The following is a 25,713-nucleotide window of genomic DNA, read 5'->3' as shown; positions in this document are numbered from 1 at the left end:
GCCGTCAGAAACGGAACCGGGCCGTCACGCCATAGGTGCGCGGCGGAATATAGGTGCCGTAGATCGTCCCGAACAGCGCGAGCTTGCTGGTATAATTCAGCTCGTTGGTCAGGTTCTTGGCCCAGGCGGTCAATTCCCATTTGCTGTCCACATCGCGCACCCCGATCCGCGCGTTCAGCAGGATTTCGCTGTCGAATTTGAGCAGCGGCGAGTTCGGATTGTCGAAGAAATTGGCGCCGGTATACTGGAAATCGCTCCCCGCGATCAGAACAATCTTGTCGCTGACCGGCTGGTCCAGATTGGCCGAAATGCCGAACGCATGCTTGGGGGTGCGGCGACAGCTGTTGCCGTCGAGGTCGGTGCCGTCGTCGTCGATGATCAATTGGCCGGTAAAATTGCACCGCGAATAGGCATAGTTGCCCGACACGCTGAAGCTGTCGGTCAGTCGCGCCTGGATGTCGAGCTCCAGCCCGTAAGCGCGCGTGCCGTTCGCCGCGTTGAACACGAAATTGTCGGGCGGCAGACCCGGGCCGGGCGACAGGAACTGGTTGGTCTGAAGATTGTCGTACAGCGTGTAATAGGCTGCGGCGTTGACGAACACGCGCCGGTCCGCAAGCGCCAGCTTCGCCCCCAATTCAAAACTGTCGGCGGTTTCGGGCTCGAACGACACCAAGGCTTCGGCGGGGGTGTTGGCATCCTCGCCGGTCCAGCCACCCGGCTTGTACCCCTTGGCATAGCGGGCATAGAGGGTGACGTCGTTGTTCGGTTCAAAACGCAGCGTTGCGCTGGGCAGCCAGGCGTCCCAGCTGCGTTTGTCGGTCACGGTAAAGTTCACCGGGGCGCCCTCGAACGATTCCCCCGACCGGTTGTTCGAATAGCGTTTGCGGTCATAGGCATAGCGCAGCCCGGCATCGAAGGTCAGCTGGTCGGTCAGGCTGTAGCTGACCTCGCCGAACACGCCGATATTGTCGTTCTTGGACGTCGTGACCGTATGGTTCGACCCTGGAAAGGGCGACGCCGGCGTGCCGCCAAAGGCCATCGAAAAGGCGAATTCGGTGATCGCCTGGAAATCGGGGAACAGGAAGTTCACATCCTCGGCGCGGCGGATATTTTCGCGGAGATAATAGACCCCGCCTTCCAGCCGCAACGGGCCGCCGTCATCCCAGCGCAGCCGCAGTTCCTGCGAGAATTGTTTGACGTCTTCGGCCTTCCCGCTGTCGAAATAGCTGTCGGGGACGGTTGCCAGATAGACATCGAGCCCCGCGACCATCGCCGAGGTGACGTCGGGCGCGTTGGTCGCCGGGTCGATCGGGAAGTTGAAAAACAGCCCCGACCCGTCTTCGCGCGCCGCCAGCGAGGAATCGCGATAGGCGGTCTGCGACGCGATGCTCAAATTGTCATTCGCTTCCCAGTCGATCGAGCCGCTGACCCCATACATGTCCGAGTTCTGAAAGCCGGTGAAATTATGCGCGCCCTTGCGGGGATTGGCATTTTTGAACGGGGCGTTGCGGTCGGGCAGGACAAAGCCGGGCAGGCTGGCAATCGGCGGCGCGAAGAAGCTGTTGTACGTGACTTCATTGCTGTCGCCGGGAACGATCACGTCGACCCACCGCGCCCCGTCGCGGTGCCGCGTATAATCGGCGGACAAATTGATATCGACCGTCGCCGACGGCTGCCAGCGCAACTGGGCGCGCACCGACTGGACATTCTGATCCTCCTCGTCGCCGCCGCGCGTATTGATCGCATAGCCGTCATGGCTGCGCGAACTGACGACCAGACCGATGCCCACCGTGTCGGACACCGGCCCACGTACCGAGGCCGCGACGTCGAGCTTGTCGTAATTGCCATAGGTCGCCTCGACACGCCCCTCGAACTGATCGCCCGGCTTTTTGGTCACATAGTTGATCAGGCCGCCGACGACGCTTTTGCCAAAGCGCAGCGCCTGCGGCCCCTTCAGCACCTCGACGCGCTCCAGATCATACAGATCGAGCAGCGATCCGGTACCGCGCGACAGATAGGCGCCATCGACGAAAATCCCGACCGCGCCGTCGGCGCCCGCGCCCTGGATGTCCGACCCGATGCCGCGAATGAACAATTCGGTATCGACCGCGCGTTCGGCGCTCAGCTTCAGACCGGGAACGCGGTACGCGATTTCGGAAAAATCCTTGATCCCCGCCTGCTCCAGCGCGGCGCCGCTGAACGCCTGAACCGAAATCGGCACGTCCTGCAGGCTTTCCTCGCGCTTGCGAGCGGTGACGACGATTTCGTCGTTCGCCGACGCCTCGACCGCGCCGTCAGTCGCCGCTTGGGCATGAGCGAGGCCCGGTACCGCAAAAGCCGCCGCCGTTACAAGAAGCGCCCCGCGCATGGTCCGTGTTGATTTCATTGTCCGTCTCCCCCAACGACCGCCCGCGCCCCAAGCTTGTAGAGGGAAAGCACCAGGTTCGGCCCGTTTGATTTGCAGATTGGACGTTACCGGTGTTTGTATATCTATATAATAGATTGTATATCGTCTGATATTCGATTTTGGATATAACGCAAGGCGGGGTGTCGGGCTCCCCCGGTAGCATCACCTTGGATCGCAATGGCATTTTTGTCGGCGAGCGTGTGGATGGCGGACAGATAGCCGGTCTTTGCGCGCGAGCGTCGTCGGCGCGTTTCCGCAGTCAGCGTTCAAGATCGTCGGGTCGACGGTAGTCAGGCCTTCGCGAACGCCTCGATATCGGCGTTGAGGCGGTCGATGTGGGTCACGAACAGCCCATGCGGGGCGCCTTCATAAACGACCAGCCGCGCCGATTTCACCAGCTGCGATGCCGGCAGCCCGGTGAGCGCAAGCGGCGCGGAGGCGTCCTTGTCGCCATGGATGAACAGGGCCGGGATGTCGATGGCGCGAAGGTCGGCGCGGAAATCCGCTGCGGTCATCGCCCGGTTGAGGTCGATGACTGCGCGCAGCGACGTGCCGAGCATGATATTCTTGGTCCATTGGCGCATCAGCGGGCTGGTCTCGGGAACCACGAACGGATCGCTGTTGCTGTCGATCCATTGCGGAAAATCGCGATAAAATTGCTGGCGCATCTGGTCGAAGGCAGCGGCGGGAACCCCCGCCGGATTGTCGGGCTTGGCCGCGAGGCACGGCAGCGTCGTCGCCAGGAACAGCACGCGCGCGACCCGGCCCGCCGCCGGCTTGCCGTGCAAATAGCGCAATATTTCGCCGCCGCTCATCGAATGGGCGACCACCGTCGCGCCCCTGACGTCGAGCGCGGTCAGCACCGCGTCGACATCGCCCGCCAGCGTCGCATAATCATAGCCGCGCCCCGGATCGTCCGACCGACCATGGCCGCGCCGGTCGAAAGCGATGCAGCGGAACCCGCGTTCGGACAGCGTGGCCATCTGATATGCCCACATGTCCGACGACAGCGCCCAACCCGACAGGAAGAGGATCGGCGCGCCGGTTCCCCAGCTGCGGACATACAGGCGCGTCCCGTCGGGCGCCGTGACCCACGCTGGACTCGTCGATCCCGCGCGCGGTGCCGCGTGCGTCGCGGTTACCGCCAGCGCCAGCGCGGCGCCGCCCGCCAGCGTCCCTGCAAAAACCTCACGCCTGTTCATCATCTGCCCCTCGACGGTGGAGCCGCACGATGTCAGCGGTTCATGCGCCGCGCCACTACCCCGCAGGTAGGCGGCTGAGGTCATCCAGATTTTCCACCAGCGCCCGCGCCACCAGCGACGCCGCCGTGCGGGTCTCGGTAGCGACGTCGATGCGTTCGCCCCACGACGAAAAGGCGCGAACCGACCCGTCGCCGACCGGGATCGGCAGGACAAAACCGTCGTTGATCCGAAAATCGCGCGCTTCGGCCAGGATGCGGCGCTGGGCGTCGTTCATGAGCGCGGGCGGAATGTCGCTCCAGAAAAATCCGCGGTCGCGCGCCGCGGTCGCGCGGACCAGATAATCGACGTTGCGATAGCGGTTCGTGACATTGTGCTGGAGCCATTCGACCGCCGGGCGGCCACCCGCATCGCGGCGGATGTCCCAACCAGCGCGCGAACCGCGCAGCGTGCCGGTGATGAAATGATCGATTCCGATCCCACCGAAAAATTCGGCCGCAATCGCGGTCGACCGCGCCGCCGACGTCGATCCAGCCAGCGCGAACACCGCGTCGAAGGCACGCATCTCCAGCGTCCCGGTGTCGCGAACCCGGTCCGCAAAACGCGGCGCCAGTCCTGCCGCGAGCAACAACCGATCCTGTTCCATGCCCGACAGGCGGAGCGCTGCGGCCAACCGGGCCACCATGGCAGCGCTGGGCTTGGCGCGGCCGGTTTCGAGGAACCCCAGATGGCGGCACGACACGTCGGCGTCGAGCGCGAGGGCCAGCTGCGAACGGCCGTCGCGCTTGCGATGCGCCACCAGATACCGACCAAAAGCGCCGCGGCGATCGGATAGGAATGACTGGACCTCGGACATGGCGACCTCCTGACTCGGCGGCGGTGTCATAGCCCGATTATACAGTGCGTTTAAAGAGGGCCGCCGCTATCGATTCATCTTGGCGCGCCGCATGACGTCGGCCTAAGGCTGAGCGGACGATCAGGGAGAGCGAGTGCCGATGTCCGAAGCCCAGCCGCAAAGCTATCCCGAAATTCGCGACGCGGTGCGCCGCCTGTGCGCAGGATTTCCCGGCGAATATTGGCAGAGGCTCGACCGCGACCGCATCTATCCAACCGAATTTGTGCAAACGCTGACCGAGGCCGGTTTTCTGTCGGTGCTGATCCCCGAAGAATTTGGCGGGTCGGGACTGGGGCTCGGCGCGGCGACCGCGGTGCTCGAGGAAATTCATCGCTCGGGCTGCAATGGCGGCGCTTGCCATGCGCAGATGTACACGATGGGGACGCTGCTGAAACATGGTTCGGCGGCGCAAAAGGCCGCCTATCTGCCCGCGATCGCCAGCGGCGCGCTGCGTCTTCAGGCGTTCGGGGTGACCGAGCCGACGGCAGGCACCGACACCACCCGCATTCGCACCTTCGCGCGGCGGGTCGGCGACGATTATGTCGTCAACGGCCAGAAAATCTGGATCAGCCGCGCCGAACATTCGGACCTGATGATCCTGCTGTGCCGCACCACCCCGCGCGAGGACTGCGCCAAATCGTCGGACGGGATGAGCGTGCTGCTGGTCGACATGCGTGAGGCGGTGGGTAACGGGCTGACCGTCCGCCCGGTCCGCACGATGCTCAACCACGCGACGACCGAGCTGTTCTTCGACGACCTCAAAGTGCCCGCCGCCAACCTGATCGGCGAGGAAGGCAAGGGTTTTCGCTATATCCTGTCGGGAATGAATGCCGAACGCATCCTGATTGCGTCCGAATGTATCGGCGACGGCCGCTTCTTTATCGACCGCGCCGCCGCCTATGCGAAACAGCGCGAGGTGTTCGGACGGGCGATCGGCGAAAATCAGGGCGTCCAGTTTCCGATCGCGCGCGCCTATGTCCAGCTCGCCGCCGCCGCCGAGATGGTCGACAAGGCGGCGCGGCTGTTCGACGCCGGACAGGATGGCGGGACCGAGGCGAATATGGCGAAGATGCTGGCGTCCGAAGCGAGCTGGTTCGCCGCCGACATGTGCGTGCAGACGCACGGCGGCTTCGGTTTTGCCGAGGAATATGACATCGAGCGCAAGTTCCGCGAAACGCGGCTGTATCAGGTAGCACCGATCAGCACGAACCTGATCTTGAGCCATGTCGCGACGCACGCGCTTGGCCTGCCCAAAAGTTTCTGAGGACCGCGATGGACGATTATTCGGACTGGATCGGGCGCAGCGAAACGCGGCACGATATGGCAACCGCGGCGCCGCTCGTCGGTCTTGCCGCCTTGCTCGACCATGATCCCGCGGTGCCCGCGATCGTGCCGCCGCTCGGCCACTGGCTCTATTTCCTGCCCGACGCACGCCAGTCGGCGATCGGCGAGGACGGCCACCCGCGCCGCGACGATGGCGGCTTGCTGCCGCCTGTCCCGCTCCCGCGCCGGATGTGGGCGGGAGGGCGCGTCGAATTCCTCGCCCCGATCGCGGTCGGCGCCGCGCTGACCCGCGTCACCACGATCGCCGCGATCCGCGCCAAGCGCGGCGCCAGCGGCGACCTGCTGTTCGTGACGTTGCAGCACGACATCGCCGCCGACGGCGTCCCGGCGATTCGCGAGGAGCAGGATTTGGTCTATCGCGCCGCAGCCACCACCGCGACGGCCTCGCCGCCACCCGCAGCCGCGCCGTCGGCCGAGCCCGAACCCGCCGACGCAGTGCGCCGCGTAATGCCCGATCCCGTCCTGCTGTTCCGTTATTCGGCGCTCACCTTCAACGCGCACCGCATTCACTACGACCGCGAATACGCCCGCGACGTCGAGGGCTACCCCGGGCTGGTCGTGCACGGCCCGCTCATCGCGACCTTGCTGATCGACCATGCCCGGCGCGAAATGCCCGGCCTGACGCCGACCCGCTTCAGCTTCCGCGCCGAAGCCCCCTTGATCGACGGCATCCCGTTCGACCTCTGCCTGGCGCGCGAGGGAGGCGGCGCGCGGCTATGGGCGCGCGACGCCAATGGACGCCCGACGATACGCGCCGAGGTGACAAACTGATCGTCTAATTCGGCGCGAGCCGGCTTTGCACCGCGTGTCGGGGTTGCCCGCGCGCCGCCAGCAGCCGCTGTTGCTCGCCCCGCGATCGATACAGAAAGTCATGCGGCAGGCCCAGCCGCACGCTGGCGAGACTTGGTGGCGATTTGCGATCGACGCGGCGGTCGGCGAGGCGCCCCGCGGTGCCGAGCAGCATCCGGTCGAGCCGCGTCAGGTCGAACGCCGAACCCAGCTCCAGCCGCTGCCGGATGTGCGCCGGAAGCAGCGAAACCGACGCGCGCGCGATGGCGCGGTGCAGGAAGCGCGGCACCCCCGGCGCCGCCCTGCCCGACTGGATGATGTCCAGAAATTCGAACAGGATCGGATGCGGTTCGAACGACGGTTCGAGCCGGTCCAGCATCGCCATGAAGGCACCGACCGTTGGCGGCGTGTGCAGCGCCCCGAATTCACGCCCGATCGCATCGCCGTCGCGCATGAAGCGATCCTTGTCAGCATCGCTCAGCGGGTGGACGAAGCGGTCATAGGCCATCAGAAAACCGTATGACGCCGTCGCCGCGACCCAATCGAGCAGCACCGGGTCGAGCGCGCGATAGGTCTGCCCCGCGGGGGTTGCCCCCTTCACCTTGCCGTGCATCCGGTTGACCTTGCCGATCACATCCTTGGCACTGCTTGCGGGTCCATAGCAGGCGAGCATTGCGACCAGACCCGTGCGGCGCGACCGGCCGATCGGATCGACCTTGTACGTCGAATGATCCCACACCCCCGACCGGATGCGCGGTTCGGCAAATTCCAGCAGTACCGCCGCAATGCCGCCGATCCCCAGCGCGATCGGGTTCTTGTACACCCGCCACTGGATGCTATCGGGCGCCAGCAAGGCGGGCTCACTCGGCGGCCCCGCGAAATCGATCGCCGTCCCCAGATAATTGTCCTGCATCGCCAGCGTCATCGCCATCGCTCCCGCTAGAAATCGAACCCGACGGTCAGGCCATAGGTCCGCGGCGGGTTGGCAAATCGCACCACGACATTGGCATTGCTGGCGACCGCCGACCAATAATACTTGTCGAACAGATTTTTCGCCCACAACGACACCGACCAGCCGCTCTCGCTTTTCAACCCCAGACTGGCGCTGACCGTGCCATAGGAATCGACCTTGTAGATGTCGATATCCTCGAAAATCGTGTTCGACCGGCTCTGATAGCGCGCGTTCACCGCCCCGGTCAGATTCAGCGTATCGCTGACCGGCGTGTCATAGGCGAACGTCAGGCTGCCCTGGAATTTGGGGCTGTAGATAAATTCGGCGCCATCGAAATTTTCGGGCTGACCCGCGGCGTTGGTCCCATTGTAACCGTTGATCCGCGTCTTGAGATAGAGTGCGTTGGCGGCGATCGTCAGCCCCGTCGCCGGACGGATCGTCAGCTCGCCCTCGACACCATAGGCTTCGCTGTCGGGTACGTTGTCGAGCCGCGACAGCGCGGTGTAGATCGGATCGGCGAAATAGGTGCTGATCTGCTTGTCGCGGTAATCATAATAGAAAGCCGACAGGTTCGCCTGCACCAGCCGATCGGCGAGCGTCGCCTTGATCCCCAGTTCATACGCGGTCAGCTTTTCCTGCGTCACCGGTGCATTCTGGCGCGCCAGGTTCGCCGCATTGATCGGCGTCGTCCCCGATTTATAGCCGCGCGACACCGACGCATAGATCAGCGTGTCATCGTCTGGCGACCAGTCGAGCGCGACACGCCACGCGACATTATTTTCCTTCAGCAGCGACCGCACCTCGCCAAAGGTGCCGGTTGCCGGGTCAAAGGTGTTGCACTGCCCCTGGCTGATCTGCGGCGCGAGGACGCCATAGGTTTGCAGGTATAGCGCGCGGTTCACGACATTGACGTTCGGCAGCATATTGCCGTTGAAGTCGCGCGAGCAGCCGTTGTAGCGCTGCTTGTCCTCGGTGTAGCGGATGCCTGCGGTCAGCTTGAGCTGGTCGGTCAGCTCGGCATCGGCGTTGGCAAACACGCTCCACGTCTTGGTGCGGATGCGGCCGAAATCCTCATAGGTTCGAAATGCCTGGCTCAGCTGGAGCGGCGTGTAACCTGCCGAGTTGAAGAGCGGGCTGGCGAGCAGCGGCGCCCCGGCGGCGCGGATCAGCCCGACATTGGCATTCTGGCCCAGCAAGGTGCGGTTCGAATCGATGATCCGGTCGTTGGCGTAATAGGCACCGACTAGCCAGTTGGCTGCTCCCGCCTCCCCCTCGACATGCAGTTCCTGCGCGAAGCTCTTGATCCGCCCGACGGTATTCTGGAGCAGAATTTCATAGGGCGCGCCGCTCCAGTCGGACAGCGCATCGCGCTTGAAATCATTATAGCTGGTCAGCGAAACAAGCTTCATCGTGTCGCCCAGATCCTGGTCCCAGCGCAGCTTCAGTCCCCAAAAACGATTATTCTCGGCCAGCGGCCCATCGAGGCCGAGCCCCGTGCCGATGTCTGCCGAACGGCTGGCTTCGGGCGCCCAGTCGGCCTGGCTGGCGTTGGTCGGGAAATTGCCCGCGATGTAATTGGCAAGCCCCGGCGCGTTGAAGAAGCGCGAATTGCTGGTGCCGGTCGCCGGATTGGTCGCGGGCGTGAAGCCGATGCCCTGCCCCGCGACGGTGTCCGATTTGTTGCGCCACCAGGTCACCGACAGGTCGAAATGCGTCCCCGGCGCGGGATCGATTGCCAGCGCCCCGCGCACCCCATATTTCTTGACCTCGCCCAGCCGTTCGCCGCGCGTGTTGCTGACCTGCCAGCCCTTGTCGCTATTCTCGCTGCGGAACGACACGCGCGCCGCGATCCCCTCGCCGAGCGGGCCAGAGATATGACCGCCGATATTGTAGGTCTGGTAGTTCCCCAGATCGGCCCTGATGCTGGCGTCAAAGCTGTCGGTCGGCTTGGCGGTGATAAAATTGATTAGCCCCGCAGTGGTGTTGCGGCCGTACAGCGTCCCCTGCGGCCCTTTCAGCACCTCGACCCGCTCCAGATCCATCACCGGCCCGGTGTTCATGATCGGATAGGCATAGGCGACCTCGTCGACATAAGTGCCGACGGTCGAGGTTGCGGACAGGTTGATCGTGTTGAAGCCGATACCGCGCAGCGTATAGGTCGGCACCCCCTGATAGCTTTGCGATACTGTGAAGCTGGGTGCAACGCTCGTCAGGTCGCGGAGGTCGGTGACGCGCAGATTTTCCAGCGTCGCGCCATCGACTGCCTGGATCGCCATGCCGACATCGTTCATCGATTCGGCGCGGCGCTGCGCGGTGACGATGATCTCGCCTTCTGCCGCAACGGCGTCCGCTGCGGTTTCCTCTGCGGCGACCGCTGGCACGGACAGCGCAATGCCGGTCGCGGCGCTGGCCGCCAGAACGATACGAAATGCCTTCATCACTCATCCTCCCTCAAACGACTTGTCGCGAGGCTCGTCTTTGTGCGAGCGTGCGGACAGCCGGACGCTGGCCAAAGACGAAATCGCGGGGTCAGTCACAAGCTGGCATCCGTGGCAGGATGGATGGAGACGGGGCCGAGTGACCGATGATCGATCGACAGGCTGGGCGCAAATGCCGTCGCTGGTTCGCGCCGTGCAGGCCGCCGGGGATGCGATCGGGCTGCCCTATATCGCGGCGCAGGCCGACCTTGGCGACCCCGAACCGATGGCCGACGCCGACGGGCGACCCTATGCCGAAACCAGCTTTCGCTGGATCGATCCCGCGCACCAATATTGGCGCGATCGCAAGCTCGCGCTGCAGATCGCCTTCCTGACCGCAGCGCGGCTGACCGCCGAACCTTTTTACTACAGCGACGGCCAGTTGCGGACCTGGCGTCCGACGCAGTTGCTCGCCGCGGTCGATTGCGAGCAGGCAAAGAACACGCCGAATTTCGGCGAGGCGATCATCGCGCCGGTGCATCTGCCGCGGGGTCTGGTCGGCGCGGTCTTCTGGTGCTCGCGCGAACCGGTCGGGGTCGCGGCGCTGTTCGACCAGCATGCGGGCGATCTGCACAATCTCGCGCTCAAGCTGGTCGCGACCCACAATGAGGCCCGCGGGCGGCCGCGCAACGCGACCGTCCCGCAAACGCTGACGCGGCGCGAGGTGCAGTGCCTGCGCTGGGCGGCGGCGGGCAAGACCGATGGCGAGATCGGCATCATCCTGTCGCTGTCGGTATCGACCGTGCGCTTTCACCTGCGCAACGCCGCAGCCAAGCTGGGCGCGACCGGGCGCGCGCAGTCGATCCAGATCGCCGCCGGGCTCGGCTTCGTCGGCGCGCGGGCCGCCTGATGCAGGTGCCAGCTTGGCCTGCCGATCCCGCGGCGTACAAGGCGAGGCCATGGACATGCTGAACGAACCCGCGCTCGAGGCCTTTCGCGACGAAGTTCGCGCCTTTCTTGCCGAGGCGTTGCCGGATGACCTGCGCCGCGCCGCGAGCCGCGCCACCAGCGTCTTTCACGATCCCGCCGTCTCGCTGCCCTGGCAGCGCATCCTGCACGCGCGCGGCTGGGCCGCGCCCGACTGGCCCGCCGAGTTCGGCGGCCCGGGCTGGAGTGAAATCGAACGCTATATCTTCGCCGCCGAATGCGCCCGCGCCGGGACGCCGAACCTCGCCCCGATGGGACTGAAGATGGTTGCGCCGGTGATCATGCATTATGGCAGCGCCGAGCAGCGCGCCCATTATCTGCCGCGCATCCTGTCGGGCGAGGATTATTGGTGTCAGGGCTTTTCGGAGCCCGGGGCGGGATCCGACCTTGCGGCGTTGCAGTTGCGCGCCGTCCCCGACGGCAGCGATTATGTGCTGAACGGGTCGAAGATCTGGACCACCCACGCCCATTTCGCCAACCGCATGTTCGCGCTGGTCCGCACCTCGAGTGAGGGCAAGCCGCAGGCGGGGATCAGCTTCCTGCTGCTCGACATGGCGACCCCGGGGATCGCGATCGAACCGATCCGCACGCTGGCGGGCGACCATGAGTTCAATCAGGTCTTCTTCGATGATGTGCGGGTGCCGCAGGCAAACCGGCTGGGCGGCGAAAACGAAGGCTGGTCGGTCGCCAAGCATTTGCTGACCTTTGAACGCGGGGGCAAATATGCCCCCGGGCTGATGGCGCGCCTGACCCGTTTGCGCGCGCAATCGATCGCCGATCCGGTGCTGCGCGCGCAGCTCGACCGCGAGGCCATCGCCTTGCAGGCGTTGCAGGCGCTTGAGCTGAAAGCGATGCGCGGCGTCGGCGGTAGCCCGGCGCTCTATGCGTCAGCGCTCAAGATCCTCGGCACCGAAAGCGCCCAGCGCATCGATACGCTGGCCTGCGAAGCCGCGGGGTACGCAGCATGGGCGGACGCCGACGGACAGGCGCCCGCCGAGCTGGCGGTCGCAGTGCCACGCTACCTCAACGACCGCGCAGCGAGCATCTATGCCGGGTCGAACGAGATCCAGCGCGACCTGATCGCACGGCTGATGCTGGGCTAGGCGACAAGACACCGTAGCCCTGAGCCTGTCGAAGGGCGCCTAGCCGAGAAGCGCCCTTCGACAGGCTCAGGGCTACGGTGTGACGTAAACGCGACGCGATCCTGACAACGCTCTAGGCCGCCGCTTCCGAAAACCGCGCCAGATGATCGGCGCGCGGTCCTATCGCCGATGCGATCGCCAGTGCGCGTTTGAAATGCGCGCCAAGGCTCAGCTCCTCGGTCAGCCCCATCGCGCCATGGATCTGCACCGCGCCTTCGCCGACAACGCGCACCGCGTCGGCGACCTCGACGCAGGCCGCGCTCACCAACGCCGCGCGGTCCGCACGATCCTGATCGACGGACAATATTGCCGCCTCGATCAGCGCCGCGGCCTTCATCGCCGCCAGCTGCATGTCCGCAGCGCGGTGGCGGAGCGCCTGAAAACTGCCGATCGCGCGCCCGAACTGCTGGCGCTGGCCCAGGTAAAGCGTGCTGGCGGCGATCATATGCTGCATCAAACCCACCGCCTCGGCGCAGCGCCCCGCCAGGATGACGTCATTGACCCATTCGGCCATCGCACGCGCAGCGGCGCCGGTCGCCAGACGATTGCTTTCGCCTGCCTTCACTGTGAAGTTGAGGTCGGCGGTCACGCTGCCGTCGTGCATGATGCGGTGGCGTTGCTCGACCTTGTCGCGGTCCGCGGCGATCAGCAGCACGCTATCGTCATCGGCTAGCACGAACATATCGGCCTCGGCGCCGCCCGCGACCAGCGTCGCCGTGCCGCGCACCGCCCCGTCCGCATCGACGATCGGCATCGTCGCACTCGAGGCAGCGCAGATCACCGCCGCGCGCCGGTCGCCCTGCGCCAGACTGGCTAGCACCGCATGCTCCGGCGCGGCGCGCGCGAGCAGCATCGTGGCGGCGCTGTGCGACAGCCAGTCGGCACCCGCCAGTGCCGGTCCGAGCTCCGCCATGACCACCGCAATGTCGACCATGTCGCCGCCAAAACCGCCGTGCGGTTCGGGGACAGCGACCCCGGCCAGCCCCAGCGATTCCACCAGATCGCGCCAACCGGGCCGCGCATTGTCAGCCAGATAACGCTGCACGCTGTCGCGCAGCATTTGTTGCTCGTCGCGCAGCGGCAAGTCGAGGGCAGCGATGTCATATGTCACGTCAGATCTCCCGCAAACATCATGCGGGATCCGACCTGCGGGGTCTAGCTGATTGGCGTGGCAGGGCGCCCTAGCTGCGCGGCGCCCGATCCGGCGCCGCCAGCTCCGCCTCCGAAGGCCAGTGCCCCTGCGCATTTTCGGCGATGATTTCGGCCAGCAGCGCCTTCGCACCCGCTTCGTCGCCCGCAAAGCGGCGCTCCATCGCGATCGCGAACTTGATCGTGCTGTCCTTGGTCGCGCCGACGTCGGCAGGTTTCAGCCGCCCCTGCATGATCTGCACCGCCTGATAATAGATGTCGTTCTCGATCAGTTTCAGCCCCGGCTCGATCGCGTCGATCGCGGCGCGCGCTTTCGCGTGCTCGCCCATCTTGCGATAGGCGATATAGGTCCAGTAGGCGGTCGGCACGCGCATATCGTCGCGCGCAAAATCAGCCGAAAGTGCCAGCGATTTCGCCATCCCGTCCACGACGGTCGGATAGTCACCGGTCGCGAAGCTGGTCTGCGCATGATAATAAACGATATTGCCGCGATAAGTGCTGATCGTCAGTCCGATCGGATTGGGCAGCCCGTCAGGTTCGAAGCTGTCGGGCGTGTCACCCATCAGTTCGAGCGCCTTGCTGTAATCGGCCAGAGCCGCATCGAATTGCCGCGCGCGCGTCAGGTCGCGGGCGCGAAAACGATAGAGCTTGTAGCTGTTCGGAAAGACCTTCAGCCCGTCGGTGAACGCGTCGACCGCATCGCAGATCCGCCCCGAATAGTCGAGGCGCCGACCGAGCCAGATGTGTGAATCTTCCCGGTCGGGCGCGATGCGCAGCGCCGCGCGCGCGATCTCGATATCCTGATCGAGCCGCTTCTGCGTCGCCTCCGAAAATTTCGGCAAGCTCAGCGGCGTGCCGATCAGGCTGGTCGTGCATTGCCCGGCACTGGTCGCCGCGGACTGCGCAAACGCCGGAACCGCGGCGCCCAACAGCGCCAGCGCGGCCATCGATGCGCGCACGATCATCCGACCACATCCTGATAGATGCGGCGGACGTTGGTTCCCATGATCTTTTCGACGTCGCTCGATACATAGCCCAGCTTGCGCACGCCGTCCCACACCACTTCCATCCGGCGCGGGCCGTTGAGTTCGTCGATGAACAGCGGCCAGTCGTCGGCGTTGAAATTGGCGCCCTCTTCGCGCTTCAACTCGGCGATATAGGCGTCGGTCATCTCGACGACGCGGTGGTCGCGGTCGCTGCCGATTGCGACATGCTCGGCACCGATCAGCTTTACCGCATGGTCGATATGGCGGAAATAATCGGCGAGCGCGCCCTGGCGCTTCGTGGTCAGGAACGGCCGCATCTGGCAGATGCCGACCACCCCGCCCTTGCTGGCGAGCAGCCGCAGATTGTCGTCGGTCGTGTTACGGACATTTTTGTGCAGCGCCATGCACGCGGTGTGCGAAATGATCACCGGATCGGCCGATGCGTTGATCGTGTCGGCCATCGTCTGCATATTGGCGTGCGACAGGTCGATCAGCATGCCAAGCCTGTTCATCCGCTCGGTCACCGCGCGGCCCCAGTGGGTCAGCCCGTTGGCGCCCAATTCCTTGCACCCCGCGCCCGCCCAATTCTGGTCGTTGTAAGTGATCTGCGACGATCGGACGCCCAGCTTGTAGAACAGGTCGATATTGTCGAGATCGCGCCCGAACTGGGTCGAATTCTGGAACAGATAATAGATCGCGATCTGGCCGTTGCGGCGCGCGACATCGATGTCGCTGGTGCGCGTCGCCTTCAGGAACAGCGCCGGATTGGCGGCGATATGCGCGTCATGGTCGATCACCGCCTGGATCGCATCGTCATAGGCGTGCGCCTCATAGGTCTTGGGATCGCACAAGGTGACGGTGATCGCGTCGAGCCCGCTATCGCGCATCTGACCGACCAGCGCCGCGTCATATTCGAACCGGACCTCGCCCATCGCATCGAAGGTCAGCGGGCGCGCGGTCGTCTTCGCGGCCAAAGTCGGGGACATCGCCACGGCGGCCGATAGCGCCGCCCCCGAAAGCACAAATTGCCGTCTATCCATCGCCCTGCCCATCCTACCGACTCCCAATATTTTCTATTGGAAATTTATAGCCGATAAGAAAATTATTGCAAGAGACGCAAAATCCCGCCGCGCGGTCTGGGAAATCAGCCGGTGTTCACCCACAGCACCACCGCGTCCTGTTCGCTGGTCGAATAGGCGGCGTGCTGCATGCTGCTGTCGATATAGACGCTGTCGCCGACCCCCAGGATCGCGGGTTCATAATGTTCGGTCTGGAAACAGATCTCCCCCTCCAGCACGTAGAGAAACTCTTCGCCGCTGTGCTGCGACCAGGCCTTGAAATCCTCCAGGCTGCGCGCCTTGATCGTGGTCACGAAGGGCAGGATCTTCTTGTGCTTCAGCTCGACCGCAATCAGCCGATGGTTATACACGGGGGTCTCCATCGGGCGCCCCGCCCCGGCCAACGTGATGCTGCGCCGCCCCGCCGCATCCTGTCCGCTATTGCTCGCGAACAGGTCGGTAATGTCGATGTCGAACCCCAGCGCCAGTTTCTGCACGACGTCAAAGGTCGGCGACATCTGGTCATTTTCGATCTTCGACAGCGTCGATGCGGCGAGCGACGTCAACCGCCCGGCATCCTCCAGCGTCATCCCGCGCTCGCGGCGAAGCTGGTGCAGGCGCCGTCCCAGATGAAACCCTTCGGTTCGCGGCCGTTTCGACTGACGAACGGCGCCCAGAATTTCGGGTTCATCTGCTGTTCTGGGGGGCATTATCGGCGGTCCTTACCTTGGCCAAACAGTGCAAGATCGACGAATCCGGGGTGACTATCGACAATCAGCAGCCCCGTCCGCGTCCCGATCCTATAATGCACAAATTTCCGATAGGCTACGGCGCTGACATTTCGCCCATGTCAGCGCCGCATAGGCCCACCGGAAACAATCTGTGTCTCGCGGAACGCGAGGATCAGAATTTATATTTGGCGTTCAGATAATAGAAGCCGCCGGCAACCCCGAACACGCTGTGGTTGTCGTAGATCAGACCAGCGCGCGCGCGGGCTGCACCGCGATCGGGCGGGAAGATGTTGAAGATGTTGCGCGCCCCGACGCTGAGCTCGACATCCTGGATCCCGGTGTAGGAGATTTCGGCGTCGAACAAGGTCACCGCCTTGCGCGGCAGGAAGGTCGCACCGTCGAGGCGGCGCCACGAGCCATAATGGACGGCGCGCGCCATGAACCCGAAATCGCCAACCTTGGTTGTCGTCGAGAAATTGCCGCGCCAGCGCGGCGTTCCGCGTTCGAATTCGGTCACGATCGCCGGGCTGAAGCCCGGAGGCGGTGCGCCGCGCAGATGCTGTTCATTATAGTTCACCGCCAGGCTGAAGTCGGTCGACGCATTGTCCGACCAGCTGTGGCGATAGGTGCTGACCAGGTCGAAACCGCGCACGCGCGTGTCCATTTCGTTCTGGAAATAACGCACCTGCTGAATATCCGCCCCGTTCGGGAAATTGATCGCGGCCAGCGCGGCGCGCTCGGCGGCGGTCGTGTTGCGCGACGGCGTCAGCAACAGGCGATCGTCCACGTCGATCTGATAGAAATCGAGCGTGGTCAGGAAGCCGTCCAGCCCGGTGAACACCACGCCGGCCGACATGTTGAACGATGTTTCAGGCGTCAGCGCCTCCGACCCGAACACCTGCGCCGCGGGCGAACCCGGTACCAGCACGGCGTCGAGGATGAAGCCGCCAACCCCGTCGAGCTGCGAGGTCAGGCTGGTCCCGAACACCTGACCGGCGGCGGGAGCGCGGAAGCCGGTGCTCACCGACCCGCGCAGGGCGAAGGCGTCGCTCAGCTCGAAGCGGGTTGCCGCCTTGTAGCTGAAGTTGGTGCCGAACTGGTCGTAATCCTCGTAACGACCGGCGACCGACAGGTTCCACCACGGGGTGATATCGGCGTCGACTTCGGCGAACACCGCATAGCTGTTCGAGTCAAAGCTGCCCGCAAATTCCGGTGAGAAGCCCTGGAAGCCGTTCGATCCGGCGGGCAGATCGCGCAGCGGCCCGGTCAGATAGCTGGCAAGGTCGCCCTCGCCGATGACATAGGTTTCCTTGCGATGGCTGGCGCCCGCGAACAGCAGGATCTGGTCGTTCAGCTCATAGGAAATTTCGCCGTCGAACTGGATTTCACGCTGGGTCAGCGAACCCGGCTTGAACGACGTCGGCGAATTGACCCCCATCGACGCGTTGATCGTTCCGGTGATCGAATAATCGACCGTGTTGGTGCCGTAGCGCGCCGACAGATCCCAGGTCAGCGGGCCGTCCTGATCGCGCAGGCCAACAAGGGCGCTGAAATCTTCGAGGTGGCCGCCGAATTCGGGGGTGAAGCCGCCCGGATAGACGCGCGTCAGGTCGAACAGCTGCGGGTGCGCGGGCGACAGGTCGAAGGCCGAATTGGCATAGGTGCCGTGCCGGTTCAGCCCGCCCGCGGTGATCGGCTGGCGGAGGCCAAAGGTCACCGAGCTCTTGCCGGTCATATAGTTGCCGAAGGTATAGAGTTCGAGCGAATCGCTCAGCTCGATACCGGCGTTCCATACCGACTTGAACGCCATATACCGCGGGTCGAGGTTGCCTTCGGGATGCTCGGGCACGCCCGGGATACCCGCCGCGCGCAGCGCGACGGCGCCCGCATGGCTGGCCTTGCGCGCATAGGCCTTGGCCTGATCGGTATATTGGGCCGCCAGGTTGAAATAGGCGTTGTCGCCGACCGGCACGGCGATATGGCCCTGGATGTCATAGGTGCGGCCGCCGCTGCTGAAATATTCGCCGACCTGCCCGATGATCGAGCCGCCGCTTTTCTGCTTTTTCAGCTCCATGTTGATCACCCCGGCGATCGCGTCGGAGCCATATTGCGCCGACGCGCCGTCACGCAGCACCTCGACGCTCGACAGCGCGATCGGCGGAATGACGTTGAAGTCCTGACCCTGCGAACCCGAGGTCGACGAGTGACCGGTGCCGATCTGGACGATCGATGCGCGGTGGCGGCGCTTGCCGTTCATCAGCAGCAGGACATGGTCGGCGGGCGAACCGCGCAGCGTGATCGGGCGGACGAACGACGAACCGTCATTGCCCTGCAGACGCTGTGCGTTGAACGCCGGGACGAGCGTGCGCAGCGCGTCGTTCACGTCGGTATAGCCGGTCGCGGTGATGCTTTCGGGGGCAATGACGTCGATCGCGACCGAGCTGTCGGTGATCGAGCGGTCCTTGCGGCGCGTCCCAATGACGACAATGTCGCTGCCGCCCTCATCGGTGTCAGCACCTTCGGCTTCGGGCGGCGGCGTCTGCGCCTGGGCAACCGGCGCCATCGCGAACGCGAGCGCCGACGACAACAGCAGACGTGAAACGAACTTCGACATTATTTCCCTCCTTGGTAACCCATTATCGACCCTGGAAACCCCAAATTTCCGGGCTTCGTCATATTCTTGAAATTTTTCCTATCATAAATTTTATTGCCTAGCCAGCAAAATATTCCTATGTGGCGGTGCAAGGGCGGCGCCGATCTGCGTCGGCCCGATCGACGGGGAGCTTCAAGACGTGACCGACATCGCCAACCCGTCCGCGCGTGTCCGGTCGCTCAGCCGCCTCGGCGCCGTGTCGGTAACGGTATTTGCCGCGCTGCTGGCAGGCGCCGCGGGAGCGACCCAGCCGGACCCGGCCACGCAAGATGTTGTTATCCATGCGGGATCGGTGATCGCGGTGCCCGGCGAGCGCCCACTCGGCCCGACGACGATCGTCGTGCGCAATGAGCGGATAGCTCAGATCCTGCCGGGCCATGTCGATGGCGGCGGCGCGACGGTGATCGACCTCAAGGACCGGACGGTACTGCCCGGGCTGATCGATACCCATGTCCATTTCAGCTTCTCGCCCGCGACACGGCTATGGTCGGCGGCGATCGACACGCCCGAAGACGTCGCGCTCTTTTCCTTTTCCAATGCGAAAAAGACCCTGGAGGCGGGCTTCACGACGGTTCGCGATGTCGGGTCGGACGGTTATGCGATCCACGCCCTGCGCGATGCGATCAACGAGGGTATCGTCACCGGCCCGCGCATCTTCCTGTCGGGCACCTCGCTGTCGATCGTCGGCGGCCATGGCGACATGTCGGGGCTCAACCGCAAGACGACCGAAGCGCTGTTTCCTTATGACTATACCGGCGCCTGTACCGGCGCGACCCAATGCGCGCTGCGCGTACGCGAGGCCGCGAAATATGGCGCCGACCTGATCAAGATCACCTCCACCGGCGGCATCATGTCGCAGCAGGCGCGCGGGCTGGGCCAGCATCTCAGCGACGAGGAGCTGAACGCCATCGTCACCACCGCGCACAGCCTGGGGCTGAAGGTCGCGGCGCACGCGCACGGCGCGCAGGGGGTCACCGCATCGGTGCGCGCCGGGGTCGATTCGATCGAGCACGGCACCTATCTCGACGCCGAAACCGCCAAGATGATGGCGGCGCGTGGCACCTGGCTGGTGCCGACGCTCGGCCTGCTCGATTCGCACGACAGTGCCGATACCGCGCGCATCACCCCCGCGGTGGCGGCCAAGATGGCCGAAGCACGCAAGGTTTCGGGCGACAATATCCGCCTCGCGGTGCGCCATGGGGTCAACATCGCCTTTGGCACCGACGCCGGCGTGTCCCCGCACGGCGAAAATGCGCGGCAGTTTCGCAAGATGGTCGAACAGGGCCCGATGACCCCGATGGCGGCACTCCGTGCGGCGACGGTCGATGCCGCCGCGCTGCTCGGCCAGTCTGACAATATCGGCACGATCGCGCCGGGCAAATATGCCGACATGATCGCGGTTGCGGGCGATCCTTATCGCGACATCACCGTGCTGGAGAGAGTCGCGGTCGTGATCAAGAACGGCCAGATTGTCGCCCGGCATCCCGATTGACGAATGAACACCCCAAACCACCGAAGATATGACAGAAAAGAATTTTATGAACGCTCCTGAAAATATCGCCAAAATCCCCTCGACCGCGCACGCCGCCTCCCCGCTGGCAGAGCAGGCCGCCGCGACCTTCAACCAGCTCGGCCTGTCGCTGGGCGATCGGCTCGGGGCCGACCTGCCCGTCTTTTCGCCGATCGACGGATCCGGACTGGCGACGCTGCGCATGGACACCCCCGACGACATCGACGCGGTGGTCGCCAATGCCCGTACCGCCTTTGCCGCGTGGAAGCTGGTCCCGGCGCCGCACCGCGGCGAACTGGTCCGCCGCTATGGCGCCCTCGTCCGCGAGCATAAGGAAGCGCTGTCGCTCCTACTGTCGATCGAGAATGGCAAGATCCTGACCGAAGCGCGCGGCGAGGTGCAGGAAGTCATCGACATCTGCGAATATGCCGTCGGCCTGTCGCGCCAGCTGTTCGGGCTGACCATCGCGTCCGAACGCCCCGAACATCGGCTGACCGAATATTGGCACCCGATGGGGGTGCTCGGGTTGATCTCGGCATTCAATTTCCCCGCCGCGGTCTGGGCGTGGGGGACGACCGTCGCGCTGGTGTGCGGCGACAGCGCGATCTGGAAACCGTCTGAAAAGACCCCGCTCACTGCGCTCGCTTTTGCCGGGTTGCTCGAAAAGGCCGCCAACGACTATGATCTGGCGCCCGACCATCTGGTGCAGGTCGTCATCGGCGACGCGCGCTGCGGTACCGCGATTGCCGACCATCCCGACGTCGCGATTGTCAGCGCGACGGGCAGCGTGCGAATGGGGCAGGATGTCGCGGTGCGCCTCGCGCGGCGCTTTGCCCGCCCGGTGCTCGAACTCGGCGGCAACAATGCGGCGATCATCGCGCCCAGCGCCGACCTCGACCTCGCGCTGCGCGGCGCGGTGTTCGCGGCGACCGGCACCTGCGGCCAGCGCTGCACCACGCTGCGCCGCCTGATCGTCCACAACAGCATCCGCGACGCCTTCGTCCAGCGGCTGATCGCGACCTTCGCCACGCTGCGCATCGGATCGCCGCTCGACGACGCCACGCATGTCGGACCGCTGATCGACCGGATGGCGTTCGACGGCATGCAGCGCGCGCTCGAACAGGCGCGGGCCGAGGGCGGCACCGTCCATGGCGGCGAGCGGGTCGACATCGCGGGCGCTGCGGACGGCTATTATGTTCGTCCGGCGATCGCCGAAATGCCCGGACAGAGCGCGATCGTGCGCGAGGAAACCTTCGCCCCGATCCTCTATGTCATGGGCTATGACACGCTGGACGAAGCGATCGCGCTGCAGAACGGTGTCGCGCAAGGCCTGTCGTCGAGCATCTTTACCAGTGACGTCCGCGAGGCCGAGCGCTTCCAGTCGGCCGAGGGCAGCGACTGCGGCATCGTCAACGTCAACATCGGGACCAGCGGCGCCGAAATCGGCGGCGCCTTTGGCGGCGAAAAGGTGACCGGCGGCGGCCGCGTGTCGGGCTCGGACAGCTGGAAAAACTATATGCGCCGCGCCACCGCGACGGTGAATTATTCGGCATCGCTGCCGCTCGCGCAGGGGGTCAAGTTCGACCTCGACATCGATCCGTGAAACAGACGCACAAGAAACAAATCCAAGGAGAGTGAATATGATCCCCCGCACCCTGAAATTCCTGGCGTCGGCCAGCCTGCTGATGCTGGCTACCCCGTCGCTCGCGACCGCGCAGGAAGGCAGCTTCCAGGGAACCTCGCTGCTCGGCCAGCCGATGGTGACCACCCCCGACCGCAATGTCGGTGTCGCCGCGGTCGCGACGCTCGAACGCGCCGCCAAGGACGCCAAGGCGGCCTATGAAAGCAACATGACGGTCGACACCGCGACCTGGTACGGCCGCATCCTCTTCTATCAGGGCTATGTCAGGGAATCCGCGGCGGTTTACGAAACCGCGCTGAAACGCTTCCCCAATTCGGGCAAGCTGATGCGCCACCTCGCGCACCGCCATTTCTCGCTGCGCCAGTTCGACAAGTCGGTCGAAGTCGGGCTGAAAGCCGCGAAGATCTACGAGGGCCAGCCGCTCGAACGCGAAAAGCCCGGCCCCGACTATTTCCCCGGCTCGCCCGATGTCGTGCAATATTATCTCTATTACCACCTCGGCCAGGCCTATTTCGCCAAGCATGACTATGACAATGCCGCCAAATGGTTCGCCAAGTCGGCCGAAGCCGCCGCGTTCAACCATGATGTCGAAGCGCGCACCGCGAATAGCTATTGGGAATATCTGTCGCTCGCGCGCGGCGGCAATCTGCGCGCGGCGCAGAAGGTGCTCGACGAGTATGACCTGACGCTGTTCGAAGTGCAGCCCGACGGCAGCCCCGACACCTATTTCGACGGAATCCAGCTGTTCAAGGGCAACCGGTCGCCCAAATCCTTCTTCAGCGCCGAAGACACCGGCCGCGCCTTTGCCACTGCCGATGGCGTCGCCGCATCGACCGCCTACAGCCTCGCCAACTATTACATCCTGATGGGCGAGGCCGAAAAGGCGAAACCTTGGCTCCAGCGGTCGATCAACGTCGACAGCTGGAGCTATTTTGCCCGGGTCCAGGCCGAGGCCGACTGGCTGCTGCTGTTTCCCGGCGAGAAGCCCTGACGGCCGATCGCCGCAAGCCGTCGTTCCCGCGCGTGGTCCCTAGCGCGCAGGAACGGCGGCAATCAGGGTGCGCAGGCTGAGCCACGAAAGGGAGATGGTGCGCCACCCAGTCTGAAGCGAACCCGGCTCCGCCTGAAATTCCCTGTTCTCAGGGAATTAACAGGGAAATCATCAATTTTCGGACGCCCGTGTGTACCGCTTCGCCGCCGCGAACTCTTGGAAACGCGTGGTTTTCAAGCCGCCCGCGCCGCAAATTCCCTAAAAAATAACAGGGAATTCTTCTCCCGATAACAGGGAAGATAATTCCGTCGAACAGGGAACGTGCCGCGCAATAACAGCGATTGGCGAAGGCATATCAGGGATGGCTGTTTCTGGACGGAGCCGGGGACCAGCGCAGCGCGGCAGTTCGTGGACGCTCGCGGCAGGGTCCTGCGAGCATCCTGCCGGGGATCGGAGCCGGCAACCACAAAATTGCGGCAGGCCGTGCATTTCGAGCGATATTGTTCCTTTTAATGTCCTTCTAATGCCCCTTTTTGTTCCCATGTCCGATCTGGGCAAATCAACGGGACAGGGGCATCATGATCCAGATATCATCACAGCTCGTCGAACGCGACATCGCTTCGCTGCAACCTTATGCGCGCAATGCGCGCACCCATTCGAAAAAGCAGGTCAAACAGATCGCGGCGTCGATCGAACGCTTCGGCTTTACCAACCCGGTGCTGGTGTCGGACAACGGCGAGATCATCGCCGGGCACGGAAGGGTCGAGGCGGCGAAGCTTCTCGGCCTACGCAAGGTTCCGACGCTCGCGCTGTCCCATCTGAGCGATGCCGAGCGCCGGGCGTATGTGCTCGCCGACAACAAGCTCGCGCTCAATGCCGGCTGGGACAAGGAGATGCTGGCGATCGAACTGCAGGGCTTGATCGACCTCGACTTCGACGTCGAGCTGACCGGGTTCAGCTTGGCTGAGGTCGATCTTGTCCTGGACGAGGCGGGGGACAGCGACCCCGATGGGTTGGATGCACCCGAAGATCATGTTCCCGAGATATCGGGAACGCCTGTAAGCTTGATGGGTGACGTCTGGCTGCTCGGTCGCCACCGACTGCTGTGCGGCGATGCGCGTCGATCAGATGACCTGGCGCTGCTGATGCAGAATGAGCGCGCCGACATGGTATTCACCGATCCTCCCTACAATGTGAAGATCGACGGCAATGTCTGCGGCTTGGGATCGGTCAAGCATCGCGAGTTTGCGATGGCGACCGGCGAGATGAGCGAAGACCAGTTCGTGCGCTTCCTGACCGAGACGCTGGGCAACATAAGCAGCGTGATGCGCGATGGCGCTATCGCTTTCGTGTGCATGGACTGGCGCCATATGGGCGAACTGCTCGCGGCGGGACGGTCGGCGTTCACCGAACTCAAGAACCTCGTCGTGTGGAACAAGACCAATGGCGGGATGGGCGCCTTCTATCGCTCGAAGCACGAGCTGATCTTCGTGTTCAAGCAGGGCAGCGCCGAGCACACGAACAGCTTCGGCCTTGGCGAGACCGGTCGCTATCGGACCAACGTATGGGACTATGCCGGCATCAGCAGCATCGGCGCGAACCGCGGGGACGAGCTCGCCATGCATCCCACGGTCAAGCCGGTCGCGCTTATTGCCGACGCGATCCGCGATTGCTCGCGGCGCGGTGAGATCATTCTCGACGCTTTCGGGGGCTCAGGGTCAACGCTGATCGCGGCCGAGAAGACCGGGCGCAGCGCTCGCCTTGTCGAGTACGACCCCATCTACTGCGACACCATCGTCCGGCGCTGGGAGCAGCTTACCGGGAAACGAGCAACGCTGGCGGCGAGCGGGGCCTGCTTCGAGGAAGTCGCTTACGCACGTCCGCTCGGAGCGGTGGAGGCTGCAGAATGAGCAGCGAGGACCGGGACAGCAAGGCCCCTTCCACTGCTCTTGTTCATGCCACTGTGGGTTATTGCCAGCCACCGGTCGAACACCGGTTCCAGAAGGGGCAGTCCGGCAATCCGAGAGGTCGGCCGAAGAAGTCCCGCCAGTCCAAGCCTTCTTTCAATCCGTCCCACCAGCCGACCGATGGCCTTGTGCTGGAGGAAGCGTATCGGCTGGTATCCATCCGCGAGGGCGATCGGATGATCGAATTGCCGGCGATCCAGGCATCGACGCGCGCGCTGGCCATATCGGCGATGAAAGGAAGTCGGCTCGCCCAGAAGCAGCTCGCCGACATGGTGCGCGCCATCGAAGCGAAGCGACACGAAGGCCAGTTGCAGCTTCTCGACACCATGATCGAGTACAAGAAGCGGTGGACTGCCGAACTGAAACGCCGGCGGCAGTTCAACATCGACGAGCCAGATCCTGTACCGCATCCCGACCACGTCATCCTCAACCTTCGCAAGGGGACCGTTGATATCGAAGGTCCTGCCGACGAGCAGGAGAAGGAGTTCTGGGATCACCGGTTCGCGCGCATGGGCGACGCGCAGGAAAGCGTCACCTATTTTGCGGGCAAATATCGTCGGTGCCGTGACGACCGGCTCAAGGCGCAGTATCTGGAGGAGTGGCACTTCGAGCAGCGCATGTTCGATCTGCTCAACGACAGCCTTCCCGAGCGGCACAAGCGCAGGCTTACGGACCGCTCATACGCCGAAGGCGCATCACGCCAAGGCAAGACGCTTGAGGAGTTCCGCAGGAACAAGGCCATGCGCAAGGATTTTGTCGGCGATTGACGCATCGGCTACATACGAAACGTGGTCTATGGCAGTTCTTGGCCGGTTGTGGACAGTCAGCTCGTGGTGCCCAAAGCGAAGAAGCAGACATTCGATACATGACGACCTGCTTGGCTATTCCAGAGAT

19 protein-coding genes are annotated in these 25,713 nt (G+C 64.2%); 9 read left to right on the top strand and 10 right to left on the bottom strand.

Translation table 11 applies throughout. The features are described 5' to 3' along the window. Positions 1-4: 4 nt before the first annotated feature. The 3 genes from G9408_RS00155 to G9408_RS00145 form a co-directional block, all read right to left on the bottom strand. Positions 5-2,386, bottom strand: a complete 2,382-nt coding sequence (locus G9408_RS00155; protein WP_168452186.1) for a TonB-dependent receptor — start codon at positions 2,384-2,386, stop codon at positions 5-7. Positions 2,387-2,697: 311 nt separating this feature from the next. Beyond that, positions 2,698-3,693, bottom strand: coding sequence for an alpha/beta fold hydrolase (locus G9408_RS00150; RefSeq protein WP_235957419.1), 996 nt, complete (start codon positions 3,691-3,693; stop codon positions 2,698-2,700). Beyond that, entirely contained in the window at positions 3,665-4,462 is a 798-nt protein-coding gene (locus G9408_RS00145; RefSeq protein WP_168452185.1) for an autoinducer binding domain-containing protein, read from the bottom strand. Before G9408_RS00145 ends, G9408_RS00150 begins: the two co-directional genes overlap by 29 nt. Before the next feature lie 139 nt (positions 4,463-4,601). On the opposite strand from G9408_RS00145, the gene G9408_RS00140 reads away from it, so the two are divergent. Continuing rightward, the gene (locus G9408_RS00140) at positions 4,602-5,765 is read left to right on the top strand and encodes an acyl-CoA dehydrogenase family protein (RefSeq protein WP_168452184.1); all 1,164 of its coding nucleotides are present in this window, start codon (positions 4,602-4,604) and stop codon (positions 5,763-5,765) included. An 8-nt stretch (positions 5,766-5,773) separates the two neighbouring features. Further along, a complete protein-coding gene (locus G9408_RS00135) occupies positions 5,774-6,616 on the top strand; it encodes an FAS1-like dehydratase domain-containing protein (protein ID WP_168452183.1) in 843 nt (280 codons plus the stop codon). Positions 6,617-6,620: 4 nt separating this feature from the next. Here G9408_RS00135 and G9408_RS00130 read toward each other — a convergent pair whose 3' ends face one another. Together G9408_RS00130 and G9408_RS00125 are read right to left on the bottom strand one after the other, a co-directional pair. Continuing rightward, positions 6,621-7,565, bottom strand: a complete 945-nt coding sequence (locus G9408_RS00130; protein ID WP_235957418.1) for an oxygenase MpaB family protein — start codon at positions 7,563-7,565, stop codon at positions 6,621-6,623. Between the two features lie 8 nt (positions 7,566-7,573). Further along, positions 7,574-10,024: a TonB-dependent receptor gene (locus tag G9408_RS00125; protein ID WP_168452182.1), complete on the bottom strand. Its 2,451-nt coding sequence runs from the start codon at positions 10,022-10,024 to the stop codon at positions 7,574-7,576. A 139-nt stretch (positions 10,025-10,163) separates the two neighbouring features. Between G9408_RS00125 and G9408_RS00120 the strand changes: the two genes are divergently transcribed. Both G9408_RS00120 and G9408_RS00115 read left to right on the top strand, forming a co-directional pair. After that, positions 10,164-10,913: a helix-turn-helix transcriptional regulator gene (locus G9408_RS00120; RefSeq protein ID WP_168452181.1), complete on the top strand. Its 750-nt coding sequence runs from the start codon at positions 10,164-10,166 to the stop codon at positions 10,911-10,913. A 49-nt stretch (positions 10,914-10,962) separates the two neighbouring features. Further along, the gene (locus tag G9408_RS00115; RefSeq protein ID WP_168452180.1) at positions 10,963-12,093 is read left to right on the top strand and encodes an acyl-CoA dehydrogenase family protein; all 1,131 of its coding nucleotides are present in this window, start codon (positions 10,963-10,965) and stop codon (positions 12,091-12,093) included. 112 nt (positions 12,094-12,205) lie between these two features. On the opposite strand, the gene G9408_RS00110 is transcribed toward G9408_RS00115, so the two are convergent. From G9408_RS00110 to G9408_RS00090, 5 genes are all read right to left on the bottom strand, one after another. Further along, positions 12,206-13,243, bottom strand: coding sequence for an acyl-CoA dehydrogenase family protein (locus tag G9408_RS00110; RefSeq protein WP_328804334.1), 1,038 nt, complete (start codon positions 13,241-13,243; stop codon positions 12,206-12,208). Positions 13,244-13,313: 70 nt separating this feature from the next. Continuing rightward, on the bottom strand, positions 13,314-14,246 hold the full coding sequence (locus G9408_RS00105; RefSeq protein WP_168452179.1) for a tetratricopeptide repeat protein: 933 nt from the start codon (positions 14,244-14,246) through the stop codon (positions 13,314-13,316). Beyond that, positions 14,243-15,253 carry a dipeptidase gene (locus G9408_RS00100; protein WP_168452178.1) on the bottom strand — a complete coding sequence of 337 codons (1,011 nt, stop codon included), beginning with the start codon at positions 15,251-15,253 and terminating at the stop codon, positions 14,243-14,245. The genes G9408_RS00105 and G9408_RS00100 overlap by 4 nt, the downstream gene beginning before the upstream one ends. Positions 15,254-15,411: 158 nt before the next feature. After that, positions 15,412-16,035: a helix-turn-helix domain-containing protein gene (locus tag G9408_RS00095; RefSeq protein ID WP_168452177.1), complete on the bottom strand. Its 624-nt coding sequence runs from the start codon at positions 16,033-16,035 to the stop codon at positions 15,412-15,414. 193 nt (positions 16,036-16,228) lie between these two features. Continuing rightward, positions 16,229-18,670, bottom strand: coding sequence for a TonB-dependent receptor plug domain-containing protein (locus G9408_RS00090; RefSeq protein WP_168452176.1), 2,442 nt, complete (start codon positions 18,668-18,670; stop codon positions 16,229-16,231). Positions 18,671-18,848: 178 nt separating this feature from the next. Between G9408_RS00090 and G9408_RS00085 the strand changes: the two genes are divergently transcribed. The 5 genes from G9408_RS00085 to G9408_RS00065 all read left to right on the top strand — a co-directional run bounded on the left by G9408_RS00085 (position 18,849) and on the right by G9408_RS00065 (position 25,586). Continuing rightward, entirely contained in the window at positions 18,849-20,201 is a 1,353-nt protein-coding gene (locus G9408_RS00085; RefSeq protein ID WP_168452175.1) for a metal-dependent hydrolase family protein, read from the top strand. A gap of 46 nt (positions 20,202-20,247) precedes the next feature. After that, complete coding sequence (amaB, locus tag G9408_RS00080; protein WP_168452174.1) at positions 20,248-21,822, top strand: L-piperidine-6-carboxylate dehydrogenase; 1,575 nt, start codon at positions 20,248-20,250, stop codon at positions 21,820-21,822. Positions 21,823-21,859: 37 nt separating this feature from the next. Next, positions 21,860-22,852: a tetratricopeptide repeat protein gene (locus G9408_RS00075; RefSeq protein WP_168452173.1), complete on the top strand. Its 993-nt coding sequence runs from the start codon at positions 21,860-21,862 to the stop codon at positions 22,850-22,852. Between the two features lie 578 nt (positions 22,853-23,430). Next, positions 23,431-24,762 (top strand): site-specific DNA-methyltransferase, encoded by a 1,332-nt coding sequence (locus G9408_RS00070; protein WP_168452172.1) that lies wholly within the window; start codon positions 23,431-23,433, stop codon positions 24,760-24,762. Continuing rightward, positions 24,759-25,586 (top strand): DUF5681 domain-containing protein, encoded by an 828-nt coding sequence (locus tag G9408_RS00065; protein WP_168452171.1) that lies wholly within the window; start codon positions 24,759-24,761, stop codon positions 25,584-25,586. The genes G9408_RS00070 and G9408_RS00065 overlap by 4 nt, the downstream gene beginning before the upstream one ends. The last annotated feature ends 127 nt before the right edge of the window (positions 25,587-25,713 follow it).

The organism is Sphingopyxis microcysteis, from assembly GCF_012274265.1.
Classification (GTDB): Bacteria; Pseudomonadota; Alphaproteobacteria; order Sphingomonadales; family Sphingomonadaceae; genus Sphingopyxis; species Sphingopyxis microcysteis.
The sequence above is the reverse complement of the archived record's forward strand: the minus strand, read 5'-3'. Positions and strand labels throughout refer to the sequence as shown.

Excerpts from the sequence above, each read along its gene's own strand:
- G9408_RS00065 (WP_168452171.1), top strand. The coding sequence starts at position 24,759 with ATGAGCAGCGAGGACCGGGACAGCAAGGCCCCTTCCACTGCTCTTGTT.
- G9408_RS00115 (WP_168452180.1), top strand. The coding sequence starts at position 10,963 with ATGGACATGCTGAACGAACCCGCGCTCGAGGCCTTTCGCGACGAAGTT.
- G9408_RS00140 (WP_168452184.1), top strand. The coding sequence starts at position 4,602 with ATGTCCGAAGCCCAGCCGCAAAGCTATCCCGAAATTCGCGACGCGGTG.
- G9408_RS00090 (WP_168452176.1), bottom strand. The coding sequence starts at position 18,670 with ATGTCGAAGTTCGTTTCACGTCTGCTGTTGTCGTCGGCGCTCGCGTTC.
- G9408_RS00155 (WP_168452186.1), bottom strand. The coding sequence starts at position 2,386 with ATGAAATCAACACGGACCATGCGCGGGGCGCTTCTTGTAACGGCGGCG.
- G9408_RS00070 (WP_168452172.1), top strand. The coding sequence starts at position 23,431 with ATGATCCAGATATCATCACAGCTCGTCGAACGCGACATCGCTTCGCTG.
- amaB (WP_168452174.1), top strand. The coding sequence starts at position 20,248 with ATGAACGCTCCTGAAAATATCGCCAAAATCCCCTCGACCGCGCACGCC.
- G9408_RS00125 (WP_168452182.1), bottom strand. The coding sequence starts at position 10,024 with ATGAAGGCATTTCGTATCGTTCTGGCGGCCAGCGCCGCGACCGGCATT.
- G9408_RS00105 (WP_168452179.1), bottom strand. The coding sequence starts at position 14,246 with ATGATCGTGCGCGCATCGATGGCCGCGCTGGCGCTGTTGGGCGCCGCG.
- G9408_RS00100 (WP_168452178.1), bottom strand. The coding sequence starts at position 15,253 with ATGTCCCCGACTTTGGCCGCGAAGACGACCGCGCGCCCGCTGACCTTC.
- G9408_RS00130 (WP_235957418.1), bottom strand. The coding sequence starts at position 7,565 with ATGGCGATGACGCTGGCGATGCAGGACAATTATCTGGGGACGGCGATC.
- G9408_RS00145 (WP_168452185.1), bottom strand. The coding sequence starts at position 4,462 with ATGTCCGAGGTCCAGTCATTCCTATCCGATCGCCGCGGCGCTTTTGGT.
- G9408_RS00095 (WP_168452177.1), bottom strand. The coding sequence starts at position 16,035 with ATGCCCCCCAGAACAGCAGATGAACCCGAAATTCTGGGCGCCGTTCGT.
- G9408_RS00075 (WP_168452173.1), top strand. The coding sequence starts at position 21,860 with ATGATCCCCCGCACCCTGAAATTCCTGGCGTCGGCCAGCCTGCTGATG.
- G9408_RS00135 (WP_168452183.1), top strand. The coding sequence starts at position 5,774 with ATGGACGATTATTCGGACTGGATCGGGCGCAGCGAAACGCGGCACGAT.
- G9408_RS00150 (WP_235957419.1), bottom strand. The coding sequence starts at position 3,693 with ATGACCTCAGCCGCCTACCTGCGGGGTAGTGGCGCGGCGCATGAACCG.